The sequence below is a fragment of the Paenibacillus sp. P32E genome, assembly GCF_001909085.1.
Lineage (GTDB): Bacteria > Bacillota > Bacilli > Paenibacillales > Paenibacillaceae > Paenibacillus_AQ > Paenibacillus_AQ helianthi.
On record NZ_LVYY01000014.1, the window covers coordinates 73,950 to 99,249 of the forward strand.

A 25,300-nucleotide genomic window follows, 5' to 3' on the forward strand; every position below is an offset into this window, starting at 1 on the left:
GCTGCTATGCGCTCCGGCGGATGCGGAAACGGTGAATCATATCCCCGGCAATCAGAAAAAACAGGATTGCCCCCTGCAGCATTTCCGAAATGGACGAAGGCAGACCAATGGTCTGCACACTGTAGCCGCCGACAATGAGGCCGCCGAACAGGATCGAGGTAACGATAAGACCGAGCGGATTCAGCTTGGCAAGCCAGGCGACAATAATAGCGGTGTAGCCGTAACCCGGCGAGATTCCCTGCATCAGCTTGTGCGTGACGCCGGACACCTCGGCCATGCCTGCAATGCCGGCCAGACCGCCGCTGATCAGCATGACAATAATAATATGCTTCTTGATGTGAATCCCCGCATAGCGGGCAGCGGTCGGATTGGCACCAATGAGGCGCAACTCATACCCCCAGCGGGTAAATTTGATCATCAGATAATAGATGGCTACCGCCACCAGACCAAAGATCAACCCGATATGCAGTCTCGTGGTTCCCAGCACCGGCAGCGACTGGGCGGCGGTGAACATCGGTGAGCCTGGGAAATTGAATCCCTTAGGGTCTTTCCATGGACCAAACACTACATAATCCAGCGCAAGCAGTGCTATATAATTCAGCATCAGAGAGGTGATCAGCTCGTTGACGCCGAAATGGGTCCGCGGAATCGCGGTCATGAGTCCCCAGAGAGCTCCGGCGGCTGTTCCGGATACAAGCATCAGTGTAATAGACCAGAAGGAAGACAGATCGGGAAAATAGATGGTTACCGCCGTAGCAGCCATTGCCCCAACAGTAAGCTGTCCCTCCGCGCCGATATTCCATACGGAGATGCGGTATGCAACAGCAATCCCCAGTCCGCACAGCAGCAACGGTATCGCTTTAACCATTGTTTCGGTGAAGCCATAGGAGGTGCCGAAAGCCCCGCGGAACATTTTTTCGTATACAGTAATCGGGCTCATGCCGTTAGCGGCGATGAACACCGCACAGAGCAGAAGCGCCAGAATGATAGACAGAACCGGTGACCACCACGGGGAACGCGTACGGCTTGCATCATACTCCAGACACATGGGGAACCATTTGCCGGGTTTGGCCGGAACGGAGTTCATCAGTACGGCGTCACTTGTATTTTTGGGACTCATATGGCGCTTGCCTCCTTGTTCCGGATTCCGGCCATGAGCAGGCCAATGTGCTCCCGGTCCGCATGCTCATGATCACTCTCACCTATGATCGAACCGTTGTACATCACCAGAATCCGGTCAGATAACTGAAGCAGTTCATCCAGATCCTCAGATATCAGCAGCACTCCGCTGCCCGTACTGCGCAGCTCCATCAATAAATCATGCACACCGGCAGCAGCGCCTACATCCAGCCCCTGCGTAGGATGGACCGCTACCATCAGCTTCGGCTGGTGGCTCACCTCACGGGCAAACAGCAACTTCTGCTGGTTGCCGCCTGACAGCTGCTGTACCGGGGTATCCAGCTCTGGTGTTTTGACATTGAAGCGTTCGACCAGTGCCTGCGACCAGGAACGGTTTTTAGCCGCCTTCAGGAATCCGAATTTGGAGTGTTCGTCACTGCGGTAAGACTTGAACAGCAGATTATCTACAGAGCCCAGACGTCCGGCCAGGCCGCTCTTCATCCGGTTCTCCGGCACATGGGAGATGCCCGAATCAATAGCGCCGCGCACCGAAGCCGATTTGACAGGTTGGCCGTCAAATTCGATGTCACCGTTCTTCCAGGTTCGAAGCCCTGTCAGTACTTCTGCAAGCTCCTTCTGACCATTGCCGGCAACCCCTGCAACCCCTACAATCTCACCTTCGCATACCTTGAGGGACAGGCCGTCCAGCGCCTTGCGGCCGTGATCGGCAGTGACCTCCAGATTATTGACCACCAGCAGAGGCTCCCCAACGGAGGCTTCGCGCTCCTGGCGGGTAATTTCAACCTCGCGTCCAACCATCAGGCGGGCCAGCTCCAGTTCATCCGTCTCTGCTGTGGCCAGCGTTGCAATCATTTTCCCTTTGCGCATGACGGAGATACGGTCAGAGGAGGCCATAACCTCCTTCATTTTATGCGTAGTCATGATGACCGTCTTGCCAGCCTGCTTCATGACCTGCAGAGTCGCAAACAGCTGCTCCGCCTCACCGGGAGTCAGCACCGAGGTGGGTTCATCCAGAATGATAATATCTGCGCCACGGTAGAGCGTCTTGACGATCTCCACACGCTGCTGCTCGCCGACGGACAGCTGCCAGATTGGACGGTCCACCGGGAACTTGAGCCCGAACCGCTCCGCCAGACCTTCAATTTCCCTGTGTTTATTCTTAATCCATTTGCTGCCTCGCCAGAAAGACGACTTTTCGCCAAGCACGATATTTTCCGCTGCCGTGAGACTTTGCACCAGTCTGAAGTTTTGAAATACCATGCCGACGCCAAGGAGTGCAGCATCTTTGGGGGAACGGATTTTGGCCGGCTGGCCGTGAACGAGAATCTCGCCTTCATCCGCTCTGTATACCCCTGAGAGCATACTCATGACCGTGCTTTTACCTGCTCCGTTCTCACCAAGCAGCGCGTGAATCTCACCCGCATTTGCCGAAAAATCGACTTGATCGCTTGCCGTTACAGAACCGAATTTCTTCACGATCCCGCGCATCTCAACCGAAGGGTCCTGCATGATGGGACGCTCCTTTCCTTATAGTTGTAGTACGGGTGGGGAAGGTTCCGCTGTACGGAGCCCGCCCCACCCATAAGGCCTTGCACTATTCACTTGGTTGCAGCGCTTATTTCGGGATGGTGCCTTCAATGCCTTTGGCCAGCCAGTTCATGGACAGAACTTCTTCAAGGGTCAGCTTTTGGCCTTCCTGTACCTGAACCTTGCCCTGGTTGTCAGTGATAGGGCCGGTGAATACATCCAGCTCTCCGCTGATGATTTTGGCCTTGGCATCTTCTACAAGCTTCTTCACATCATCCGGAACCTTGCTGCCGAACGGTGCAATGTCAATCATACCGTCAGCCATATCCCCGGAGTACTGTTCGTTCTTCCAGGTTCCGTCCATTACGGACTGAACAGCCTTCACATAATAAGGTCCCCAGTTCCATACAGGGTTGGTCAGATAGCTATCCGGAGCGTATTTGCCCATGTCGGAGTCATTCCCCCCGGCAAAAGCACCGCGTTCTGCTGCAGCCTGCAGGGTTGCAGGGGAGTCCTGGTAAGCGAGCAGCACATCTGCGCCTTTATCCAAAAGACTGATCGCCGCCTGCCGTTCCGTTGCGGGATCATACCAGGTATTCGTCCAAACCACGTCCACCTTAATATCCGGGTTGACGCTCTGAGCGCCCAGTGTAAAGGCGTTGAGGTTATAAATAACCTCACTAATCGGGAAGGCTCCTACATAGCCAAGGTGATTTTTCTTGGTCATTTTACCGGCTGCAATACCTGCCAGGTAGCTCCCTTGATAGTTTTTGCCGAAATAGGTTCCCATGTTGGCGGCTGTTTTGTAGCCGGAAGCATGCATGAATTTCACGTTTGGAAATTTATTGGCTACGTTAAGGGTATAGTCCATATACCCGAAGCTCGTTGTAAATACGATATCATGACTCTGGGCAAGCTCAGTGATGATGCGTTCGGCATCGGCGCTTTCCGGAACATTTTCTACAGTGTCCGCTTTTATGCCGAGCTCCTTCTCCATATACTGACGGCCCTGGTCATGCTGGTAGGTATATCCGCCGTCACCCGGAGGTCCAATGTAGACAAAGGCAACCGTCGGCTTCTTCGCTGCCGGCTCTGTTGTTGCCGCCGCCTCTGTTGTTGTGCCCGCATTCGCTGCTGCCGGCGCTTTCGTGCTGCTGGCGTTGTTGCCAGAATTATTGTTGCTTCCACACCCTGCCAAAACCACCGCCAACAGGAACATTAATGCGAAGCTGAAAGTAACCGCTTGACCCCTTCTTTTCATAATTCTCCTCCTCCAGTAAATCTCTCATAATAGCTCAAGCCATTAATGTATCTCTACTATACTGAGACACAGCATCCACGTAAATTTATATAACATACGTTTGTGCCATTTTATAAGAACTGAAGTTTTTTTTGTGCCGAACGCACTATGATACCTCGAATCATCTTTAGAATATGTGATAATTCATAACATGAAACTTGGAATCAGTGTTTTTCATGTCATTCCCTATTGTATCAAGCCGGTTTATGTATCACCTCTTTAAAACCGCCAGGGTGAATACCTCAATCTTGCTCTAACATGCTGCGGAAAAGAAACACGAGCTTGAGACGCATGAGATCATTGATCTTTTTGAAATCCACGTCCAGCAGTTCACTAAGCTTCTCAATCCGGTAGGTGGCGGTATTACGGTGAATAAACAGTTTCTTCGCGGTCTCATTCACATGCCCGTCATTATCCAGATAGACCTCCAGGGTACGCAGCATCTCCTTAACGTACTCCGGTTCCCGGCTCTGAAGGCCGCGCAGACTGCTGGTGCAGTATTTCTCCATGGTTTCTGCCGGTATCCGGCGCAGCAGCAGGCTCAGTTCAAGCTGACGGTAATGCACAACATTTCCGTGCCCTCCCCAGTGTTGGGACATCCCCATACATTCCTTGATCTCGGCAAAGGCCTCCCTCAGACCTTCCGGCTTCATCTTGGAGCTGCTGAGTGCAGCACGGGGTGAATAGCCTTTATCAAATTTCAAATTATCGAAACAAGTGTTCACCCATTCCCGAAATTGTTCCGGGCTGTGCGGACCCGCCGGATACAGCGATAACAGACCGTCGTCTATCATTACGTGGATGCCATTCAGCCCATGCAGCTCCGGCTGCTCCAGATATTCTTCCTTCAAGCGAAGCAGTTCTCCGAGGCGGGCTTCTCCTGAAGCGGCAGTATCGGTAAGCATCAATTGAAACGGAGCCTGCAGCAGCTCCACCTCCAGCTTGGCTGCAGCCTTGGCCAATTCACCACAGGACATTCCGCCGCTTAGGAAGCGCCGTAAAAGTCCGCTGAACTCCCTGTGTTCGGCATGCTCGAAATAATCTTCATAACCGGAATGAATATGGTAGGATATCAGTTCGCCCCCCTGAACAAACAAGCTTTCTTCCACAGGCAGCAATAAAGGGTCAATGGAGCAGTATAAAAGATAACCGGAGCACTTGTCGCCCTGCAATAAGGGGATCCGGAACCCGGTTTTGTCACCGATGCGGAAGCGCAGGTTCCGGTTCTGCCAAGGCCAGCCTTCCAGCAGCTTCGGCGCTGTGTTGTCCGAATTATTGAACACCACATCTCCACGGGCGCTGATGACAGCCAGCGGAGTCTCAATCACTTCCGATACCGATTCGAACAGCGGGCGGCTGCGGCCGGACCGCAAAGCAAAACGCATTAGCTTACGCTGCTTATCCATGATGCTCTGAAGCACGCTGGTACTGCGCGTAAGCTCGGCACGGAACAGTCCGTTCATCTGATCGGAGAAAGTAAACTGGAACGGCAGCTCAATCAGCGGAAAATTCAGCGTCTCTGCTTCCGCAATCAGCTTCTCCGGGACTGCGTCCCAGAATCGGCCCAGCTTGATGCCAAGGCCCGCGGAGCCGCGCCGGTTCAGGGTCTGAAGCAACGCCGATGCATCCTCCAGACTGTCCTTAATTAGGTAAGCTGTCGTAAGCAGCATTTCCCCTTCTTTGATCCAATCGGAAATATCCGGGGCATCCATCACATTGATCGATTTGATAATTCGGTGTTTGCCCTTCGAGCCAGCAATCAGCCTCGCTTCGGACAAAGGATAAATGGACAACGCTTCTTCGACCGTTAGATGCATGGCCACCCCTCCTTATATTAAATTCATGTATTGGAAATCCCTTCGTTCTCAATGTTATGTTATGTAACATTATAGATAAAGAGACCTATGATGGGAAGAGGAAAATGCGGATATTCAATAATTGTGTAAGGTAATATCACATTTCCACACAGTCTTAACGATCGGACTCATAACAAAAAGCCGAAATAATACAGAAACGGATCCCCCCTTTAGTAAGGACGGCTTCCGTTTCTGCGTGCGTTATTCATAGTAAACCAAGGGAATGCCTATACTTGGTCACCGAACAACATCACCCTGGCGGGTAAATACACTTTCTAGCCAGCGGTTACTCTTCCGGTGGTTCTCCTTTTCTCGCCAAACAGTTTTTGCCTTGTCTCATCCGCTAAACTCCTGACAATAAAAAAACTCCCGATTCGTAGGGTATACGAACCAGGAATTCTGTCGTCTTCGAAGAACTGTTCATTTCCACATACGCCGGACCCATGAGAGCAGCCGCAGATCCTGACCATGACCGCCTATCACGGATAGGCCCAGCGGCAGGCTGCCAGGTCCCGGCACCGGCAGCGTCACTTGCGGCAATCCGGCTAAGCCGGCGATACAGCTGAGCATCATCGCGCCGCTGCGGTTCTGCTCCAGCTGCGCCAGATCCCCGCCGCGCAGCGGGGCGGGGCCGGGCACGGTTGGGAGGACGATGCAACCGTCCTCTCCAAGCAATTGCCGCAGCCGGGCTGCTATCTCCGCGCGCACCGCCTGTGCGCGGCTGTGATCCTGCCCGGCCAGGCCTGCCGCCCACGCGAAGCGGGCGGCAATATCCGGGCCAAAGAGCGGCTGCGCATGCTCGATCCATGCCCCGTGGGTCGCCCATATCTCGGCGCCCTGCAGTTCCCTGAAGACATCCATCCATGTCTTCAGTCCCTCCGGCGCGATCTCCGTCACGCCGGACTGTCTTGCACCGGCCTGCAGCTGGCGCAGGCCTTGCTTGAGGCTGGCCGCGCTGTCCGCACCGGCCAGCGCCCAAGCCTCCGGCGCGATGTGCAGCATGTCCATCGCGCCTTCCCCGCTGCCCGGAGCTGCTGCTCCGAGCAGGACCTCGCCCGCCCGCTGAAGCAGCTCCAGGCTGTCCGCGATCCAGCCTACGGTGTCGAAGCCCGGCGCGAGCGGAATCACGCCTTCCATCTCCACGGCACCATGCGTCGGGCGGAAGCCGTACACGCCGCAGTACGCTGAAGGCACGCGAATGGAACCGCCCGTATCTGTTCCCAGGGCAAAATCCACATAGCCCGAGGCCACCGCTACCGCCGAACCACTGGAAGAGCCGCCAGGGATTCGGCCTTCGGCACGCGGATTAACCGGTGTCCCATAGTGGTAATTCTCCCCGCCGAGGCTGTACATCAGCTCATCGGTATGCGTGGCCCCCCGCAGGCAAGCCCCGGACTGCAGCAGCCTGCGGACCGCTGACGCATGGGCAGCTGACGGCGGATGGCTGCGCAGCCAATCCGGATTGCCGGCAGAAGAACGATGCCCGGCCACTGCAAATACATCTTTTACAGCAAAGCTAAGTCCAGCCAGCTTGCCGCTTGCCGAACCCGTTACCTCAAGCCCCGGGTCTATAAATGCACCATTCTGATTATCCAGGCCCATCTGTCCCCCTCCTCTCCTCCCGGACAACCCGGGCAATCTCTACCGGTGCATGTAAGCCCCTCTCTTCTAGCCTTTAACACCTTTAGCCCGCCTCTACAGAGATTGAACTTGGAAACTTGATGAAGGGGGGCGTTATCCTTTAGTGGAAAAAGGATCACTAATTTAACTCTTTCGGCTAATGGAAGAGCCTATGTGGGAAAAAGTATCACTAATTCTACTGACAGCGGACGTTTGGGATGACATGCTTGAATTAGGTGTACAAAATCCCATTAACTCCTTCTGTCGCCAGGGTTACAGCCAATTTAGTTTACCTTTTTCCACTTCGCTTAAGTTCCAAGGAGCTTCACTACGTTCATCAAGCTTCAAGTCTACGTTACTGTACAAAGGTGCAACAGATTCTACTTTGAACAGAAATCCATCCTACTCCCGGCCTACCAGCCAATAGCGGCCCCATCGCAGCGAGGATCTGTTCCTCCGCTGCGATAGCCGTTGCCATCGACAGCAATCGCATGTGCATGCCCCACAATTCCATCAAAGTCCCCAACGGTGCGCACCAGATGTCCGGCTTCGGATAGCTGGTTTAGTACCCCGGGTGCCACTCTGCCCTCCACTTTCAACTCCTGGGTGGGCTCGCCCCAGGTTCTGCCCCACACAAAACGCGGTGCGTTCACAGCTGCCTGGGGGTCCATCCCGTAATGCAGCATACGGGTCAGAAGCAGACTCTGCGTCTGCGGCTGGCCTTCCCCGCCCTGGGTGCCATAGAGATAGGCCGGCTTGCCGTCACGGCAGGCCATCGCCGGCATCAACGTGTGAAACGTTCGCTTATGCGGCTCCAGCGTATTGATGTGCCCGGGGTCCAGCGAGAAAAATGAGCCCCTGTTCTGCAGCAGAATCCCCGTATCGCCAGCAACGATGCCTGAGCCAAATTCAAAGTACAGGCTTTGGATAAAGGAAACCGCGTTTCCTTCATCATCTACTACCGCCGCAAAGGCGGTATCCCGGCCCACCGGCTCACTGCCAAGCGCTGCTGCCTTCGCAGGTGAAATCGAAGCCGCCAATTGCTCTGCATACCGTTTATCCAGCAACTGCTCCAGCGGAATCCTGCTGAATGCCGGATCCGTGAGTACCCGGTCCCGGTCGCGGAAACTCAGCTTCAAAGCCTCAACCAGCAAGTGGTAATATTCATAGGAGCCATGCGTGATGTCTCCAAAATTGTAGTGTTCCAGGATATTTAGCGCCATTAGCGCCGTGAACCCTTGAGAGTTCGGCGGAACCTGATAGACCGTGTGGCCATGATAATCCGTAGATATCGGCTCGTCCCAGTTCCCCTCATGAGCGGCAAAATCCTCGCGGGTGAGATACCCGCCGGAAGCCCGCATATAATGACCTATATCTTCGGCGATCTTCCCCTTATAAAAGGCGTCCCTGCCCCCCTCTGCCAGGACCCGCAGCGACGCAGCCAGCTGCTTCTGCACAAACCTGCTCCCGGCTGCCGGAACCGTACCGCCGGGAAGATAGATCGCGGACGCCGCCGGTGACAGCGCCGCTCCTGCCAGCATGCTGTTGCCGTATTGGTCCGGCGACAGCGGAAAACCGCCCGCGGCGTAGCCAATCGCCGGCTCCAGTACCTCCCCCAGGGTCAGGCGTCCATACTCGCGCTGGACGGCTGACCAGCTGTCCGCCATTCCGGGTACCGTAATGGCACTGCGTACCCCGCGTCTCGGAATCGCATCCTCGCCGGCGTAACAGTCTCTGCGGACGCCGTAACCGGAACGTCCGCTGCCGTTGTAAGCCCGGACACGCCCTTCACCAGCGCTGTAAGTGAGCCAAAAAGCATCGCCGCCCAGTCCCGTCATATGCGGATAGACCACACCGAGCGTTGCGCTGACCGCTACCGCCGCATCAAAGGCGTTGCCTCCGTTTTGCAGAATTCGCGCTCCGGCGGCAGAAGCCAGGTAATGGGGGCTGACCACCATCGTTTTTGTGCCGATTACAGGACCTGTCGTCATGCTACCCATCTCCCATTTGTCGTTCAAGTTAGTGTCATTTAACAGCACCGTAAAAACCTTTGTCAATCCGGGCAAAAGAAAACGCACGAGCCGCTCCTATTTTTTGTGAGCTGTGCACAAAGTTTCGTGGAACCGCCTTCCTCCAGGTAGCTGGGAACCGATGAATTGTATAGAATAAGCTCAAAAAACAGACTATCGCCTCCGGGGTGAGTATGGGGCAAATGCAATCAACGCAGCTACCAAGCCTGCCAACTGATTCGTCTGCACTTGCGCTACCCGCTTTGTAAGAATGAAGCCAACTTTGGGAACGCTCAGCAAATATATTAGGAGGTGTCACGTGAACAACAAAGACAACCCATATATACAGCTCACCGTTGCTATGTGCAGGACGGGCATACTCGGTTACGGCGGCGGGCCCTCCGTGATTCCCTTAATCCGCCATGATGCCGTGACCCGTTACGGGTGGCTGACAGATGATGAATTCGGAGAAACACTGGCTATCGCGAATGCCCTTCCAGGCCCTATCGCCACCAAGATGGCTGCCTATCTCGGCTATAAGCTGAAAGGAGTCAGAGGTGCAATCCTCTCTGTGCTGGCGCATATCCTCCCGAGCGGGATCGCCATGATCGCCCTCCTCTCCGTAGTCAACTATTTGAGCGGTTCCAAGGTAGTGGGGGGAATGATCGCCGCCGTTTCGCCTGTCATCGCAGTGATGCTGGGACTCATGGCTTACGAATTTGCCCAAAAAGCCTTTAAAGGCCTGGGCAAGCGGATCGGCGCCGCTTTTCTGCTGCTCGCCCTGGTTCTGCTTGAAGTGTTGCATATCCATCCGGCGATTGTGATCGTGCTGTTCCTCGGTTATGGAACCGTTCACTACCGGATACTCGCAAAAAAACAAAAAGGAGGGACCGCCTAAATGGAATGGCTAAAACTGATTTACGGCTTTTTTATGGCTAATCTGCTAGGGTATGGCGGCGGCCCCTCCTCCATCCCGCTGATGTATGAGGAAATCGTGCCGCATTATGGCTGGCTTACCGATCAGGAGTTCTCAAATATGCTGGCACTTGGCAATGCGCTGCCCGGTCCGATCGCTACCAAAATCGCTGTTTTCGTCGGTTATGATGTCTACGGGTGGCCGGGGATGGCCGCAGCGCTGATCGCTACTGTAGTTCCTTCCGCGGCGGCACTGATCTTCCTGCTGGGCGTTATGCAAAAATACAAGCAGTCGCCCGTAGTGAAAGGCATGACCCTGCTTGTACAACCAGTAATCGCTATTATGATGATTATACTTACCTTGAAAATGGCCAAAGGCCCCGCCGAATCCATCGGCATCTGGCAGACGCTGATCATTGCTGCAATCGCCTATTGGGCGATACAGAAGCTTAAACTGCATCCTGCGCTGGTGATCCTGGCTGCATTCACCTATGGCGGACTGGTGCTCCGTTATACGGTTTAGCAGCCTTGCCACCCTGAGCTTACTTTAAAATATACTGGGACAGCACCGCCTGAACCTCGTAAATATTCACGGACTTATTGAAGGTCTTCTTCAGCGGTAACGCGCTTCCCGAGACATACAGGCATAGCTCCGCATCCAGATCAAAGTGACCGGCCGTCTCCACAGAGTAATGCGATATGCTTTTGTAAGGGATCGAATGATATTCTGTCTTTTTGCCGGTTACCCCTTGCTTATCCACGAGAATCAGCCGTTTATCCGTAAATATGAACATATCTCTGACCAGTTTATAGGCCCGCTCAATGTTTTCCTGAGGCGCAAGAATCTGCGCGTATTCCCGCTGAACATCTGTCAGCGCCACCTGGGTGGCATTGCCCAGCAATCCGTTAAAAATCGCCATCGCCAAGTCCCCGTTTCCTAGTTTGATTTGGCAAATCTTCCTCTGCCATATACTCATACTACTTAAGAATTCCATCAGATATGCACAGGCGCTCTACTTTTGCTCTTGCATATTCAGCCGATATTGGTTACACTATTCCTAAATTTGTATGAAGGAGGTGTAGGAGGAATGGATCACAATCGGACCAATAGTGTTAGCAGCCGGCTGATTAATATTATGGCTGGCATCGTTCATGTAAATGCCGACAACGGGAGAAGTCTGTCCATTTACAAGAATTCAATAACACTACAACATTGTGAAATGCCTTTCCTGCCTACGCTTCAACGGACGCTATAAGACCGGAGAACGATCAAGGCCGCGGGGAAATTTCCCTGCGGTCTTTTTGTTTTTGAAGATGGACCAGAGCAGCGATAGGGCATTCCTATAAAAGGAGAATACCTATGATCATCTCATGTCAAAATGTTCAAAAATACCACGGTGCCCAGCTCGTGCTGAGCGATGTTACCTTTGATATACGCCAAGGCGAAAAAATCGGTCTGATTGGCCGCAACGGCTGCGGCAAAACTACCCTCTTCCATCTGCTCAGCGGCGAAGAACGTCCCGAGCAGGGGCAAATCTCCATCCGTAAAGGCAGCATCGTTGGATTGCTGGCCCAAATTCAGGAAGTGAATGACGAAGAAACCGTATATGCAGTCCTTCAGCGGAGCTTTGCTGAACCCCTGAAGTGGCAGGCACGCCTAAGGGAGCTCGAGCTGGAAATGTCCGTACCGGATGCTGCCGCAAGCGGGCAGAGCTGGAATCGGCTGCTTAAGGAATACGGTACGCTTCAGGAGAAATTTGAAGCCGCTGGAGGCTATGAAATTGAATCCTCTATCCAGCGCGTAGCCACAGGCCTTGGCATCGGTGCCGGACAATATGACCGCCGCTTCTCTTCCCTCTCCGGCGGCGAGAAGACCAAAGTCGGCCTGGCGGAGCTGCTGCTGCGCCGTCCGGATATTCTGCTGCTGGATGAGCCGACGAACCATCTGGATATGGAAGCCATCGAATGGCTGGAGCAGTTCCTGCAGGATTACGACGGAACAGTAGTAGCTATCTCCCATGACCGCTACTTCCTCGATGCTGTAGTGAAGAAAGTGATTGAGATCGAAGACGGTGAAGCCTTCACATTCCATACCAATTACAGTGGCTACCAGATCGAGAAGGAAGCCCGGCTGCTGCGGCAATTTGCCGACTACCAGGAGCAGCAAAAGAAAATCAAGCAGATGCAGGAAAGCATCAAACGGCTAATTGAATGGGGCAACCGCTCCAATCCGCCGAATCCTTCCTTCCACCGCCGGGCTGCCTCAATGCAGAAGGCACTAGACCGGATGGTAAAGGTCAAACGTCCGATTCTGGAGCGCAAAGCTATGGATTTGCAGCTCCAGCAAGAGGACCGTACCGGTAACCAGGTTGTCATTCTTGACCGGATTGGCAAAAGCTACGGAGACCGTACCCTCTTCTCGAAAGCCAGTGAAGTTCTGCGGTATGGTGAGACCACTGCACTGATCGGCGGCAACGGCGCAGGTAAAAGTACGCTGCTTCGGATCATTCTGGGCCAGGAACTACCAGACGAGGGAAGCTGCACACTCGCCTCCAGAGCGGTTGTCGGCTATCTGGCACAGGAAGCTGTTCCCGAAGACGGAACACTGTCAGTGCTGCGGTACTTCCGCGAGGAGGCAGGTCTCGAGGAGGGTGAAGCCCGTGGACAGCTGGCGCGGTTTCTCTTTTACGGAAGTGATGTGTTCAAGAGTATCGCAAGTCTCTCCGGGGGCGAATGGACACGGCTGCGGTTCGCAGTGCTGATGCACCGCCGTCCGAATCTGCTGATTCTGGATGAACCCACCAATCATCTGGATATCGATTCCCGCGAGGCGCTGGAAGAGGCACTCGAGGAATACCCCGGCACCGTGCTGGCGGTATCCCATGACCGTTATTTCATCAACCGCTGCTTCGGGAAGCTCTGGTCCATCGCGGAAGGAAGATTCAGCGCTTTCTCCGGGAACTACGAGTATTTCAAGGAAAAGCAGGCTGAGAAGGCTGCACGCTTGCTATCTTCGAACAGCAGCAGTAAAGGAGAACTGCAACCATATCCTGCCCTAAGGTCCAGCAGCAACCCATCTGACGCTAAGGCTATCACTTCAGAGGCAAGGCGAATGGAGAAGGGCGAAGCCAAACGCAACAGTTCTTCCTCTGCTGCCGCCTCCGGGAAGTCACGCCCTCCAGGATACTGGGAGCAGAGGATTGCCGAAACGGAGGAGCAGATTGGCTCTATCGATACTGAAATGCTTGCCCCGCTGATCTCCAGCGATGCACATAAGCTCGCAGAGCTCCAGCTCATCCGGGACGCCGTGCAGGAGAAACTGGATGAACTGTATGCCTGTTGGATGAACGAAACCGAGCAATAATTATAGAGAGAACGTGGTGAAGAACGTGAAGGAAAACCCTATAATCACTGAATACTGGAATGCTTATCTGGAGGAGTATCCTGAAGCGGCAGCGTTGTACGACAGTGCCTGGTCATTTGGGGACAATGCCCGGCTGGCTGATGAGCTGCTTGCACTAGTGCTGAGGGGAGTCAAGACCGGAACGGCCATGAATTATGAGTTGAATGAGGTACGCGGACTGCCTTTGCCTTTTATTGGCGGGCATTTTATCCTGCTGGACAGCCAAGGTGCCCCGCGCGGAATAATCACAACCACAAAATGTGAAATTATCCCCTTTCACGAAGTGACTGCGGAATTTGCCTATTCCGAGGGGGAAGATGACCGAACCCTGGAATCATGGCGGTTTCATCATGAAGCGTATTTTACTAGAGAGATGAAGGCTTATGGTATGACCTTTAATCCAGATATGCGGATAGTCTGCGAGAATTTCGAACTGGCCTTCCGCAAATAAATACAATCGGCGAATCTAGTGAACGGATAATTTATTGTGTGAAACAAATAAATTATATATCAAAAAGGCTGCTTCTTCTTCACGAAGAGGCAGCCTTCATTGTATAGTTTCAATTTGTTAGAAGTAGTAGCCCTGCTGTAAGCTCTAGTGCAAAAAACCCATAACCCAGCCTATAACTGAAATCCATAAAGGAATGCTGATGAGGATGCCCCATACCAAGCCATTGGCAATGTTGCCTTCTGCAGGACGTGTCATGCTCTCCTGCGCAAGCGGAAGTCTCAATTCTTCTTGTTCCATGCGATCCCCTCCTAAAATATCTATCGTCACAGTAGAGGAAAAAATGTAGACCGCCTGGCCCAAAAAGTAAAATTATCGGTGATTTTTTAGATATAAAGGCTCAGCGGATTGGTTTTGCAAAGGCTTACATAATTATCATTAACCAGTTTTTGACTCCATTAAAACTTATATTTTAATTATTCATATATCATATGCATAGTTCTAGTCCAAAATGACCGGTTTTTCGGGATTCCGCAAAAATTGAAACATCGTTCGCAGCTGTTCCTTTGTATTCCGTTCTTCCGACAGCTCCGGCAGCTCGTCCTCGCCAAAAAAGGCCACACCGCTTGTCTCCACGCCTTCAGCCGCTTCACCGCCCGTAATCCGGCAGAGGATAAACATTTTGTAGACGTGGTACGGCTCAGGGGGATGATGATGGAACTTCTTGTCCAGCACTGCCAGCAGACGCACTGCTTCAGCCTTGAAGCCTGACTCCTCCGCAATTTCCTTGACCACGACTTCACTTGGTGAAAGTCCGATATCAGCCCAGCCGCCGGGAAGTGCCCAGTTGCTGTCCAGCTTTTCACGGACCATCAGAATCTTATCCTCACGGAAAATCACGCCGCGCACATCAACTTTAGGTGTAGCATAGCCCTCTTCACTGGCAAAAGCGAGTCTGATCTTCTCCTTGCCTTCATAGGTGTAGTTCGCGAGAATATCCACGCTCAGTTCCCGCAAGGCCTGATAACGTTCAATATCATAGACATCCTTGGCATATGTAAGTCCAGTCTGGGCAATCGCCTGTATCTCCTTGGCCCAGGTTAACCATTTCTGTTCCATAACCGCACCGCCTCCAGTAGATATCGGCATAAAATCACCATTTACTCACAAAGCATCAAATGCCGGGAGAACGCACCTTTCTTCGCTATGCAACGGTCGATAATAGTGAAGCCTGCATCAGCTATCATCTCGTCCACCGCTTCAATGGCGACAATGACAACCCGGTCAGCAATTCGGCGGGTATGGACCAGGATCGCAAGCTGCTCTTCTGGTGTAATCCGCGAATATAAGTTGTAGGGCATATCTACAATCGCTACATCATAATGATCTTCAATGTCCGCGATATCTCCCAGCGTAACAGTGCTGCTGAACCCGAAATGGGCGATATTTGTGCGTGCACCGGCAACAATTTGAGGATTAATGTCACGCCCAACGATATCAATGCCCATTGACAGCGCCTCTACCATTACTGTGCCAATACCGCAGCAAGGGTCTATAGCCCGTACACCGGCAGGATGAGGAATTGCCATATTGACAGCCGCCCGCGCTACACGCGTGCTTAGGGCAATCGAGTAGCTGCGCGGTTTTTTCATCTGACGGAACCACGTTGCCTTATTCTTATGATAGGCTCCGAAGTACCAGCGTCCGCCCAGCGTCACAATACCATACACCAGCTGCGGGTGATTGACATCCGCTTCCCCCTCGATTCGCAGGCCGATTTCCCGCTCGATCACTCTGCGTTCATCATACTCTATTTTTTCCGCCGGGGACAAATCATTTGTCTTCACAAAAATCACCTTGAATGACTGCCCTTGCACTTCAACCTGCTCGGTCTGACTATAGATCTCCTCCAGGCTGTCTCCGGCATACATGACATCAATCCGTTCCTTGATAAACGGGCTGCGGCTGACATCAACTCGAATCCCGCTCTCAAAAATCGCTGCCGGAATCTCCCGGCCAAATAGACACCGCAGCTCCATGCCACATAAGGATTCTTCATCCCCTGTACAGGCGTAGGTATAGATGTAAGTTCTTGTATTTGAATTCACTGACACTCTCTTATTCCGCTCCTATCGTTTCCGCGTCATGCGCAGGTTCTGCCTATTCTACAGCGGGATAACCCGCCAATTCCGTATCTTGATGATCACTGTCGTAACCGCTGCGTGCTTTAGCTATTTCTCCACGATTCCCGTTCACCCATTCCACCAAAGAGGCTAGTGGCTGCAGCAGGGATTCCCCAAGCTTCGTAAGCCCGTATTCAACGGTTAGAGGTACCGTAGGGGTTGCTTTGCGCCAGACCAGTCCATCCCGCTCCAAATGGCGGAGCGTCTGCGTCAGCATGCGCTGGGAGATACCGCCGGATCGCCGCTGAAGCTCTTTGAACCGCAAGGATTCAACCCCCAGATTGACAATGATCAGCACACTCCATTTATCCCCAACCCGGTCTAGAATCTGCCGTGTAATCGTGCAATCTTCCAGCATTGGCAGCTGCCGGGTATCCTCCAGCCGATGACTCATTGTATGGTCCAAAATGGTTACCTCCATGTAACTTAAGCAAGTAATAGTGCCTTCTTGCCGCTTAAGCTCATTCAGTCTATCATGGTTACTGAAAGTAATCAACAACCTGAAGGGAACTGATAAAGAATGCCTAAAACATTAGCAATCGTAGGTGCAGGGCCAGGACTCGGCCTGTCCATTGCCAAGAAATTTGGTACAAACGGTTTTCAAGTCGCTTTGATCCAAAGGAAATCTATGTAGCGCACCTGGCCATAGGCGCATTTATCAAGCCCGGCACCGCTTCCGATCCGGGTCTTATTGCCGATGCCTGGTATGACTTATACACAAACAAGACTCAAGCCGAAGATACTTTTCCTCAAGGTGTTACTCCCGCAACCATCCTCTGGTAGGGATTTCCGATTCCTTTGATCCATCGTGAGTTCTCCAGTATAATGGAGGCATTACACTGCCAAAAAAAGCCTGCGGTGCATTGCCTTGAGCTTCAAGCTCAGGGCTTGCACTGCCTGTTTTGCGCAGCGAAACTCCAAGGAGGTACATATACACTATGTCTTACGAAGCTTATTTTCAGACTGAGCGTGAAGCTCAGCTTGCCGAATTGAAAGAATGGCTGACAATCCCCAGCATTTCGGCTCTCTCTACCCACAAGGATGATGTATTGTCCGCAGCACACTGGCTTCTGGACACACTAAAGCGCGCCGGGCTGGAGAATCTTGAGCTTCATCCCACTGCGGGCCACCCTGTGATCTATGCCGATTATCTTCATGCCCCCGGCAAACCAACTATTCTGGTCTATGGCCACTATGATGTGCAGCCGGTCGATCCGCTTAACCTATGGACCACACCGCCATTTGAACCGGAAATCCGTGACGGTAAGCTGTACGCGCGCGGAGCAACCGATGATAAAGGCCAGGTATTCATGCACATCAAAGCCATTGAAGCCATCCTGAAGCAGGAAGGCACCCTCCCGGTCAATATCAAGCTGTGTATTGAAGGTGAAGAAGAGATCGGCAGCGTCAATCTGCCGCCTTTCCTGGAAGCTAGTAAGGACAAGCTGGCAGCGGATGCCGTGCTGGTCTCTGATACCTCCCTGCTGGAACGCGGACGCCCTGCCATCTGCACCGGCCTTCGCGGCCTCTGCTCGCTGGAAGTCACCGTAAATACAGCATTGACCGATCTTCACTCCGGTTCATACGGCGGCGGTGTACCGAATGCGCTTCATGCGCTGGTCTCTTTATTAAGCTCGCTCCATGATGACAAGGGCCGTGTCGCCGTTGAGGGCTTCTATGAGGGTGTCCCTGAGCTATCTCCGCTGCTGCGTGAAGAATTCGCCAAGCAAGGCGTTGATGAAGACAAAATCAGAGCAAGTCTTGGCCTGGAGCAGTTGTATGGCGAAGAGGGCTTTAGCTTCGTGGAGCGGGTTGGTGCCCGGCCAACGCTTGAACTGAACGGTATCTACGGCGGATTCCAGGGTGAAGGCAGCAAGACCGTTATCCCTAAAGAAGCCCACGCCAAAATCACCTGCCGCCTTGTCGGTAACCAGGACCCCCAGCATATTCTGGATGCTGTCGAAGCTCACCTTATTGCCAATATCCAGGCGGGGGCGAAGGTCCAGGTGAAGCAAATGGAGAAAGCCCGCGCCTTCAACATTGACCCTTCCCATTCAATCCTGCAGACGGCGGCTGATGCCTACGGCAAAGTATACGGCACCCGCGCTCTCTTCACCAAAGACGGCGGGTCTATACCGATCATGGAAAGCTTCTCACGCATTCTAAAAGCACCGGTAGTGCTGATGGGTTTTGGTCTGGATGACGAGAACCTCCACGCTCCGGATGAGCACTTCAATCTCGAGAACTTCGATAAAGGCCTGCTGACCATTGTCGAATTCCTGAAGACCGTCTAAGCGCGCCCAGCCGGGTATGCTAAAAGCCAGGGTTTCCAGCATTTCGCGGAGACCCTGGCTTTCTATTTTGATATGCCCTATTTTCTGCTCTACCGGTATGAAGCAGACAAACGTTTACCGAAAAATACACAAACAAAAAACCCTTGCATAACAAGGATTTCGGAGTTTAAAAGTTGGAGCGGGTGATGGGAATCGAACCCACGCTATCAGCTTGGAAGGCTGAAGTTCTACCATTGAACTACACCCGCATTGGGTAGTGAAGACAAAAGATATTGTATCATTCCCAAGAATAAAATGCAACCCTTCGGATTCGTTTACTTGTTAAGAAGGCATTCCCAGTGAGGACTTTAGAAAAAACATTTCGAATTCGGCAGCCTTAACCGGTTTGCTGAACAGATAACCTTGTGCCTCATGGCAATGCTGCTGGCGTAAGAATTGCAGCTGCTCCTTATTCTCCACACCTTCCGCTGTTACTTTCAGTTTTAAGTGATGGGCCATAGACGTTATAGTCGATACAATAGCTGCGTTGTTACTGTCCTCCATAACTTCTGACACGAAGGATCGGTCAATCTTCAGCCGGTCAATCGGCATATCCTTCAGATAATGCAAGGAACTGTATCCGGTCCCGAAATCATCAATACTGATAAAAACTCCAAGTCTCTTCAAGCGGTTCAATTGATCGAATGCAGTTTCTTTGTCTAATGTCATACTCTCTGTAATCTCCAGATCAACATAACACGGGTCGAGCCCGATGTCCTTTAGAATGGCATCGATTTTACCCGCCAGATTCGGCTGCAAAAATTGGCGCATGGACAGGTTAATCGAGACACAAATCGGCCGGTATCCGGCGTTCTGCCAGCTTTTATTCTGCAGGCATGCTGTTTTTAGAACCCATTCCCCGATCGGAACAATCAGTCCACTCTCTTCGGCAATAGGAATAAAGTCCACTGGAGATACCAGTCCCCGCTTCGGATGATCCCATCGCAGCAGTGCTTCCATGCCCACAATTTCTTCCGAATCGAGCTGAACTTGCGGTTGATATACCAAGTAGAACTCGTCCCGCTCCAGTGCCCGGCGCAGATCATTCTCCAGCTTCAGACGTTCCTTCGCTTTCATCTGCATAGCAGGTATGTACCGGCGGATTTCAACCCCCTGGTCCTTGGCATTGTGCACAGCAGTATCTGCATTCTGAATCAGCTGTTCTGCCGTAGCTCCGTCACCAGGGTAAATACTCATGCCCAGACTGAGTGAAATATGGTATTCTCCTGATTCCAGCTGTACAGGCGTTTCGAATAGCTTCAAAAGTTCACCCGCCCGAATCAGGCAATTCTCTACGCCAGTCCGGTCGTACATCAGAAAAGCAAATTCATCCGCTCCCATGCTGTACAGCTCTTCATTCAACTTCACATCATTTCCAATGCGCTTCGAGACCAGTTGAAGCAAAAGATCCCCGGCATAATGGCCGAGAGAGTCGTTGATATTCTTAAAATGGTTAATATTCATAATCACTAGTGCAGCGAATCCGCGGCTTTTATCCCGTTCACCTTGAATCACGATTTCTTCCATTCGCTGCATAAGGCGGCGTCTATTCGGCAGTCCTGTCAGGTCATCGTGGTATGCCAAATAGTTAATCCGGGCTTCAGCCTGCTCATTTTCTTGAAAAGGCTCTTCGATCGTAAGCCGGTATACTCCCTTCAACAGAAGGTAATAGGCGACTCCACTGCTAAGCATGCCAAACAAGTAATCCATTTTCCCTACGCTCAGCGGATTCATAAAGAATACCTGTCCGAGAGCAAAAAAGATCAATGAGCGGATAATAATCAGAATGGAAGCCGACTTGTCTGCTTTGCCAGGGTATACAATAAGCACCACCGCAAGCAGGTATACAAAAAGAACAACCAAATCCGTTAAATGCTGCAGTCCCGAGACCCATGAATAACCCGATATCCACGGAGTCAGCATGTAGCCAAAAATAAATACAGCCAAAGCCACCAGGATCATCACAAAGGAAACCCGGAATACCTTATGCTTATCTTCAACTGCTACCGGCTTATCTGCCCTGCTGAAAATGAATAAAATCCCCAGCGCACTGGCTAAACGGGAGAAGGTGAGCAACCATAGGGATTGTTCTGCATTTATATAGGAAGATATTGCAGGAATGCCTGCAAAGCTTAGCGTATGCAAAAAGTCTAAAATGCAGACACCCAAAAAAAGAGCAGAAGTGTGCAGTCTTGCTTTGGATAGCCGGTTAGCAAAGAACAGCCAGCCCTGGGCAAAAATCGCAAATGCGAAGGCCACATTGCAGCAGCCAATGATAAGATAGAGTGCAGACAGCATATCTTTATCTTCTATATTCCCAAGCGGCGTCCGAAAAATTTGAATCAGAAGGAACAGTACGGCCCCTATAATCGCCGCATGAATGGTCTTTTTCTCTTCTTGTCTCATAGGTCCCTCGCGTCTGAAATTGATATCTATAATAAGTGAATGGATATATTTATGTCCTATGTATAAATATCGGTTTGATAGCTCCTTAAAGTTACATTCAGCTTCTTATAAAACAAATAAAACAAATAAAAAAGCACTTCCCCCTGTTGAAGAGTTCAGTGCTCCTTATGAAGCCTTTATTTATCTCCAAAATTCACTTCAGGCGTGGTCAGCTTGTCATAGAATTCAACGGCTTTGTCTTTCTGTTCAGATGCACGCAATGCCATTGCAGAACGCGGATGCTCATCCAGTGTTCCCGTAATCATGTACGGAATGATATAACCCCATTCTTCCTTCTCACGAAGAGGAATCATCAGTCGTTCAACAATATCGATTACAGGACGGAGCGTGTATTTCGTATTCTTCAAATGGGTAACCAGCAGTTCGGTTGGGCAGTTGCCCGCAGCACGTCCCATCCCGTAGCAGGAAGCATCCAGCAGTTCTACACCCTTGTCGGCAGCTACTAGTGTATTAGAGAAAGCCAACTGCAGATTATTATGGGTATGTACGCCCAAACGCTTATTTGGCAGATGAGTCTGGAACTTCTCCACCAGATAATGAACGTCTTTATGGTCAAGGCTTCCGTATGAATCTACAATATACACAACATCTACAACACTCTCGCGAATCTGTTCAAAAGCCTCCAGCAATTCGTTCTCCATAACATTCGACAATGCCATAATATTAATGGTAGTCTCATAACCTAGATCATGGAAGGTTTGCACCAGCTGCAGTGCCTTGTCCACATCTTTGCTGTAGCAGGCTACACGGATCAGATCCAGCATACTTTCACTGCGGGGTAAAATATCATTCTCGTCCACCCGCCCAATATCCACAAGTGCAGAGAGCTTGGTATGTCCCTTCTGCGGGATAACTTTTCTAAGAAAATCATCATTCAAAAAACGCCAAGGCCCAGCCCCCTCAGCTCCCTTAAGCAGCTTGGGCGAATTCTTATACCCGATTTCCATATAATCAACACCGGCTTCATTCAGACCGGCATACAGATTTTGAACAAATTCAACACTGAAATCCCAATTATTTACCAGCCCTCCATCACGGATGGTGCAGTCGACAATTTTGCTCTGATTACTCTTGACCATTGTGTTTCTCCCTTCAACTATAACCTTCATTTTCCCGCCAGGACAGACTTCCTGTGCAGTTATTATCGTTCAATCATACTGAGCGAAGAAACAATTGTAAAGAAAATTTCAGATTATCCACATAACCCTTATTACCGGGGTTGCGCAATGACAAATATCACTGTAAAATGTCACCTAAAATGCTACAGTACAAGAAAACAATTGAGATTGATTATCAATCTCTCTCAGGGGGATTACAAATGGCTTCTACATCCTGCTCCTTACTGCGCTTAGAACCGGGCTCCATGGGCTCCATCCAAAGAATTGAAGGAATGAATCCCATCTTGCGGCGCCGCTTGGCTGATCTCGGGGTGTCTGAAGGCGTTATGATCCGTCTGAAAGGAAAAGGGCCTTTTCTTGGTCCCATTACCTTGGAATGCAACGGTCAACTATTCGCCATCCGCCGGAAGGAAGCCTCCATGATCGAGGTGAATGTCTCATGAGTTCAATAGCACTCGTAGGGAATCCTAATACTGGTAAAACTTCGCTTTTCAATACATTGACCTCTTCCTATGAATATGTGGGTAACTGGGCGGGGGTAACGGTAGAGAAAAAGGTCGGAAGCCTGAAGAATGGTGCCGGCAAGCTGATAGATCTTCCAGGCATATATTCACTGCACCCGCTCTCCCGTGATGAGGGTGTGGCCACGCAATATCTGACCGAGGAATCCCCGGAAGCCCTCATTAATATCGTTGACGCCTCCCAGCTTGAACGGAACCTGCTACTCACACTTCAATTGCTTGAATACGGCAAACCTACTGTCCTGGGACTCAACATGATGGATGTGGCTAAAGCGCGCGGCATCTCGGTCAATCCTGAAGTGCTCCAATCACGCCTTGGTATTACCGTCCTCCCGCTGATTGCCAGAACCGGCAAAGGCAGCGGACAAGTACTTAGCGTTCTGGAGAAAACTTCGGCTATTCCCCGGGTAACCTTCAAACTGGATTATGGTGAATTGGCCGAGGAAGCCATCGCTTCTATTGAAAAAGAATTACAGGCTGTTCAGGGTCTGCCGAATCTGCGCTGGATTGCACTTCAATTAATGGAGCAAAATCCGGTGGTTCTAGAACTGCTCAAAAAGCGCGTAGATACTTCACGACTTATGGCCATCTGCGACAGCTGTCAGAGTGAACTGCAGAGCCGCAAGCTGGCATTGACGCTGCCTCAATGGATTCGTTCAGTGCGTATGGACTTTATCCGCTCTCTATGTGCAGCTGCAATGGATACTACGCTTATCAAACCGCATAATTTGACCGAACGGCTGGATGCTGTCCTGACTCACCGTTTCCTCGGCCTCCCTCTGTTCATTTTCTTCATGTACGCCATGTTCAAGACAACCTTTGACTGGATCGGCGGTCCTTTGTCTGATATGGTGGATGGCTTTATTTCCGGCCCGCTCAGCGATGGAGCGAATTCACTCCTTCAGACGATTGGTGCATCAGGATTTACACATGCGCTTATCGTGGACGGAATCATTGGCGGGGTTGGTGGCGTAGTAGTATTCGTCCCGCAGATTTTCATTCTGTTCCTGATGATTTCTTTTCTTGAGGACTCCGGTTATATGGCTCGTGTCTGCCTGCTAATGGACAGTACGATGGAGCGCATGGGCCTTAACGGTAAAGCCTTTATTCCTTTTATTATCGGATTCGGCTGTAATGTACCTGCGATTATGGCTGCACGCAGTATCGAACAGCCTAAAGACCGCATGCTGACCACACTCCTTCTGCCGCTTATGTCCTGTTCTGCCCGGCTGCCGGTATATCTGCTGTTCGCAGCAGTATTCTTCCCTGCCCAACAGGCCACTGTAGTACTCACGATGTATGTGCTGGGTGTGGTGTTCGCACTTATTTTGTGCAAATTGTTCTCAAAATATCTGTTCAAAAATGAATCCTCCGTTTTCATCATTGAGCTGCCTCCTTACCGGATGCCGCAAATGAAGACCCTTGGACGCAGCACGTGGGAAAAAGGTAAGGGGTTTCTGCGCAAAGCCGGTACGATTATTCTCGCCGGTTCGGTTATCATCTGGCTGATGTCCTACGCCGGTCCTTCCGGACTGAATGTGGACATGGACAACAGTTTCCTGGCTAAGTTTGGCGGAATGATTGCGCCGCTGCTGCATCCGCTTGGATTTGGCACATGGCAGGCCGGTTCCACCCTGGTTCCAGGTTTCCTGGCCAAAGAGGTGGTGGTGTCCACCATGAATATTATCTACCATGCCTCGGATGCCGCCGGACTGGAAGGCCAAATCTCGCAGGTGTTCACACCGCTTAGCTCAGTCAGCTTCATGGCCTTTATCCTGCTCTACACTCCTTGTCTGGCTACTGTGGGGGTAATTAAGAAAGAGACAGCTTCATGGAAATGGACCTTTTTCTCCATAGGCTACTCTGTTGCGCTGGCGTATATTGTTGCACTGGTCATTTTTCAAGGCGGCAGCTTACTCGGATTGTCTTAATGCCTGGTTAACCAAGAGTAATTTAAGCGAAAGCGGGGAACAGCAATGATTATTAATATACTAATTGTAGCGCTTGTATTTGGTTACTCCGGTTGGATGATCTACCGTCACGTACAGAAGGGCAAACAGGGCGCTTGCGCCGGCTGTGATAAAAGCAAAACCTGCGCAGCCGCTTCATCCGATTCTCCTTTCTCCTGCAGCGGAGGACCTGTAGATACCAAACATTCAGCCAAGGCTTGACCAGCCAATGCAAGCAGATTCGTTTAGGATCCCTGGGATGCGGGTATGTTACTAATAAGCAATTACAGCCAGACCAACCCAAGGAGGGAATACACATGAATACCAAAAAGACGTTATGGACTACAGCAGCACTTGGAGCAGCCTACCTGCTCAGAAACAAGGATGCGCGTAACAAGGTCATGAATGGCATTCAATCAATAACTTCCCAGATGAGAGCCAAAAAGAACATCTAGCCGGAACGTTGGAACAGATTAGACAACGCTTATAGGTTATTATAGCTCCTGCAGAAT

Annotated in this window: 23 protein-coding genes and 1 tRNA gene; 10 read left to right on the forward strand and 14 right to left on the reverse strand. The window is 51.5% G+C overall.

The genetic code is table 11. The annotated features are described in order from the left end of the window. Positions 1-4: 4 nt before the first annotated feature. From A3848_RS15410 to ggt, 6 genes are all read right to left on the reverse strand, one after another. Positions 5-1,087: an ABC transporter permease gene (locus A3848_RS15410; protein ID WP_371916093.1), complete on the reverse strand. Its 1,083-nt coding sequence runs from the start codon at positions 1,085-1,087 to the stop codon at positions 5-7. Between the two features lie 29 nt (positions 1,088-1,116). Next, complete coding sequence (locus A3848_RS15415) at positions 1,117-2,649, reverse strand: ABC transporter ATP-binding protein (protein WP_074085816.1); 1,533 nt, start codon at positions 2,647-2,649, stop codon at positions 1,117-1,119. Positions 2,650-2,755: 106 nt separating this feature from the next. Continuing rightward, positions 2,756-3,928, reverse strand: coding sequence for a BMP family ABC transporter substrate-binding protein (locus A3848_RS15420; protein WP_074085817.1), 1,173 nt, complete (start codon positions 3,926-3,928; stop codon positions 2,756-2,758). A gap of 281 nt (positions 3,929-4,209) precedes the next feature. Further along, on the reverse strand, positions 4,210-5,784 hold the full coding sequence (locus tag A3848_RS15425; protein ID WP_074085818.1) for a PucR family transcriptional regulator: 1,575 nt from the start codon (positions 5,782-5,784) through the stop codon (positions 4,210-4,212). 459 nt (positions 5,785-6,243) lie between these two features. After that, complete coding sequence (locus A3848_RS15430; RefSeq protein ID WP_074085897.1) at positions 6,244-7,419, reverse strand: amidase; 1,176 nt, start codon at positions 7,417-7,419, stop codon at positions 6,244-6,246. A 437-nt stretch (positions 7,420-7,856) separates the two neighbouring features. Beyond that, entirely contained in the window at positions 7,857-9,434 is a 1,578-nt protein-coding gene (gene ggt / locus A3848_RS15435) for a gamma-glutamyltransferase (RefSeq protein ID WP_074085819.1), read from the reverse strand. Between the two features lie 337 nt (positions 9,435-9,771). Between ggt and chrB the strand changes: the two genes are divergently transcribed. Together chrB and chrA are read left to right on the forward strand one after the other, a co-directional pair. After that, entirely contained in the window at positions 9,772-10,350 is a 579-nt protein-coding gene (gene chrB, locus A3848_RS15440) for a chromate efflux transporter ChrB (protein WP_371916092.1), read from the forward strand. Next, positions 10,351-10,890: a chromate efflux transporter ChrA gene (gene chrA / locus A3848_RS15445; protein ID WP_074085820.1), complete on the forward strand. Its 540-nt coding sequence runs from the start codon at positions 10,351-10,353 to the stop codon at positions 10,888-10,890. A gap of 19 nt (positions 10,891-10,909) precedes the next feature. Here chrA and A3848_RS15450 read toward each other — a convergent pair whose 3' ends face one another. Continuing rightward, positions 10,910-11,287: a PH domain-containing protein gene (locus A3848_RS15450; RefSeq protein WP_074085821.1), complete on the reverse strand. Its 378-nt coding sequence runs from the start codon at positions 11,285-11,287 to the stop codon at positions 10,910-10,912. Between the two features lie 168 nt (positions 11,288-11,455). Here A3848_RS15450 and A3848_RS32340 point away from each other — a divergent pair, with 168 nt between their 5' ends. The 3 genes from A3848_RS32340 to A3848_RS15460 all read left to right on the forward strand — a co-directional run bounded on the left by A3848_RS32340 (position 11,456) and on the right by A3848_RS15460 (position 14,221). Next, positions 11,456-11,623 carry a hypothetical protein gene (locus A3848_RS32340; RefSeq protein ID WP_167374756.1) on the forward strand — a complete coding sequence of 56 codons (168 nt, stop codon included), beginning with the start codon at positions 11,456-11,458 and terminating at the stop codon, positions 11,621-11,623. A gap of 104 nt (positions 11,624-11,727) precedes the next feature. Continuing rightward, positions 11,728-13,731, forward strand: a complete 2,004-nt coding sequence (gene abc-f / locus A3848_RS15455; RefSeq protein WP_074085822.1) for a ribosomal protection-like ABC-F family protein — start codon at positions 11,728-11,730, stop codon at positions 13,729-13,731. Between the two features lie 16 nt (positions 13,732-13,747). Then, on the forward strand, positions 13,748-14,221 hold the full coding sequence (locus tag A3848_RS15460) for an ASCH domain-containing protein (protein ID WP_256702393.1): 474 nt from the start codon (positions 13,748-13,750) through the stop codon (positions 14,219-14,221). Between the two features lie 144 nt (positions 14,222-14,365). On the opposite strand, the gene A3848_RS32345 is transcribed toward A3848_RS15460, so the two are convergent. The 4 genes from A3848_RS32345 to A3848_RS15475 all read right to left on the reverse strand — a co-directional run bounded on the left by A3848_RS32345 (position 14,366) and on the right by A3848_RS15475 (position 16,807). After that, the gene (locus A3848_RS32345) at positions 14,366-14,518 is read right to left on the reverse strand and encodes a hypothetical protein (RefSeq protein WP_167374755.1); all 153 of its coding nucleotides are present in this window, start codon (positions 14,516-14,518) and stop codon (positions 14,366-14,368) included. A gap of 201 nt (positions 14,519-14,719) precedes the next feature. Beyond that, positions 14,720-15,337: an NUDIX hydrolase gene (locus A3848_RS15465; RefSeq protein WP_074085823.1), complete on the reverse strand. Its 618-nt coding sequence runs from the start codon at positions 15,335-15,337 to the stop codon at positions 14,720-14,722. Positions 15,338-15,378: 41 nt separating this feature from the next. Further along, entirely contained in the window at positions 15,379-16,332 is a 954-nt protein-coding gene (locus A3848_RS15470; protein WP_074085824.1) for a TRM11 family SAM-dependent methyltransferase, read from the reverse strand. A gap of 46 nt (positions 16,333-16,378) precedes the next feature. Beyond that, the gene (locus A3848_RS15475; RefSeq protein ID WP_143192408.1) at positions 16,379-16,807 is read right to left on the reverse strand and encodes a winged helix-turn-helix transcriptional regulator; all 429 of its coding nucleotides are present in this window, start codon (positions 16,805-16,807) and stop codon (positions 16,379-16,381) included. 532 nt (positions 16,808-17,339) lie between these two features. Here A3848_RS15475 and A3848_RS15485 point away from each other — a divergent pair. Next, positions 17,340-18,695, forward strand: a complete 1,356-nt coding sequence (locus A3848_RS15485; protein WP_074085826.1) for a dipeptidase — start codon at positions 17,340-17,342, stop codon at positions 18,693-18,695. Positions 18,696-18,869: 174 nt separating this feature from the next. Here the strand turns inward: A3848_RS15485 and A3848_RS15490 are convergent. The 3 genes from A3848_RS15490 to A3848_RS15500 form a co-directional block, all read right to left on the reverse strand. Next, positions 18,870-18,943: transfer RNA gene (locus tag A3848_RS15490), tRNA-Gly, on the reverse strand. Positions 18,944-19,016: 73 nt separating this feature from the next. Continuing rightward, positions 19,017-21,140 carry a putative bifunctional diguanylate cyclase/phosphodiesterase gene (locus tag A3848_RS15495; protein ID WP_074085827.1) on the reverse strand — a complete coding sequence of 708 codons (2,124 nt, stop codon included), beginning with the start codon at positions 21,138-21,140 and terminating at the stop codon, positions 19,017-19,019. Positions 21,141-21,316: 176 nt separating this feature from the next. Then, complete coding sequence (locus A3848_RS15500) at positions 21,317-22,279, reverse strand: aldolase catalytic domain-containing protein (protein WP_074085828.1); 963 nt, start codon at positions 22,277-22,279, stop codon at positions 21,317-21,319. A gap of 239 nt (positions 22,280-22,518) precedes the next feature. Here A3848_RS15500 and A3848_RS15505 point away from each other — a divergent pair, with 239 nt between their 5' ends. From A3848_RS15505 to A3848_RS32350, 4 genes are all read left to right on the forward strand, one after another. Further along, positions 22,519-22,761, forward strand: coding sequence for a FeoA family protein (locus tag A3848_RS15505; protein ID WP_074085829.1), 243 nt, complete (start codon positions 22,519-22,521; stop codon positions 22,759-22,761). Next, the gene (gene feoB / locus A3848_RS15510) at positions 22,758-24,770 is read left to right on the forward strand and encodes a ferrous iron transport protein B (protein WP_074085830.1); all 2,013 of its coding nucleotides are present in this window, start codon (positions 22,758-22,760) and stop codon (positions 24,768-24,770) included. The genes A3848_RS15505 and feoB overlap by 4 nt, the downstream gene beginning before the upstream one ends. A gap of 45 nt (positions 24,771-24,815) precedes the next feature. Continuing rightward, the gene (locus A3848_RS15515; RefSeq protein WP_074085831.1) at positions 24,816-25,010 is read left to right on the forward strand and encodes a FeoB-associated Cys-rich membrane protein; all 195 of its coding nucleotides are present in this window, start codon (positions 24,816-24,818) and stop codon (positions 25,008-25,010) included. A 95-nt stretch (positions 25,011-25,105) separates the two neighbouring features. Then, positions 25,106-25,243 carry a hypothetical protein gene (locus A3848_RS32350; protein ID WP_167374757.1) on the forward strand — a complete coding sequence of 46 codons (138 nt, stop codon included), beginning with the start codon at positions 25,106-25,108 and terminating at the stop codon, positions 25,241-25,243. Positions 25,244-25,300 lie beyond the last annotated feature (57 nt).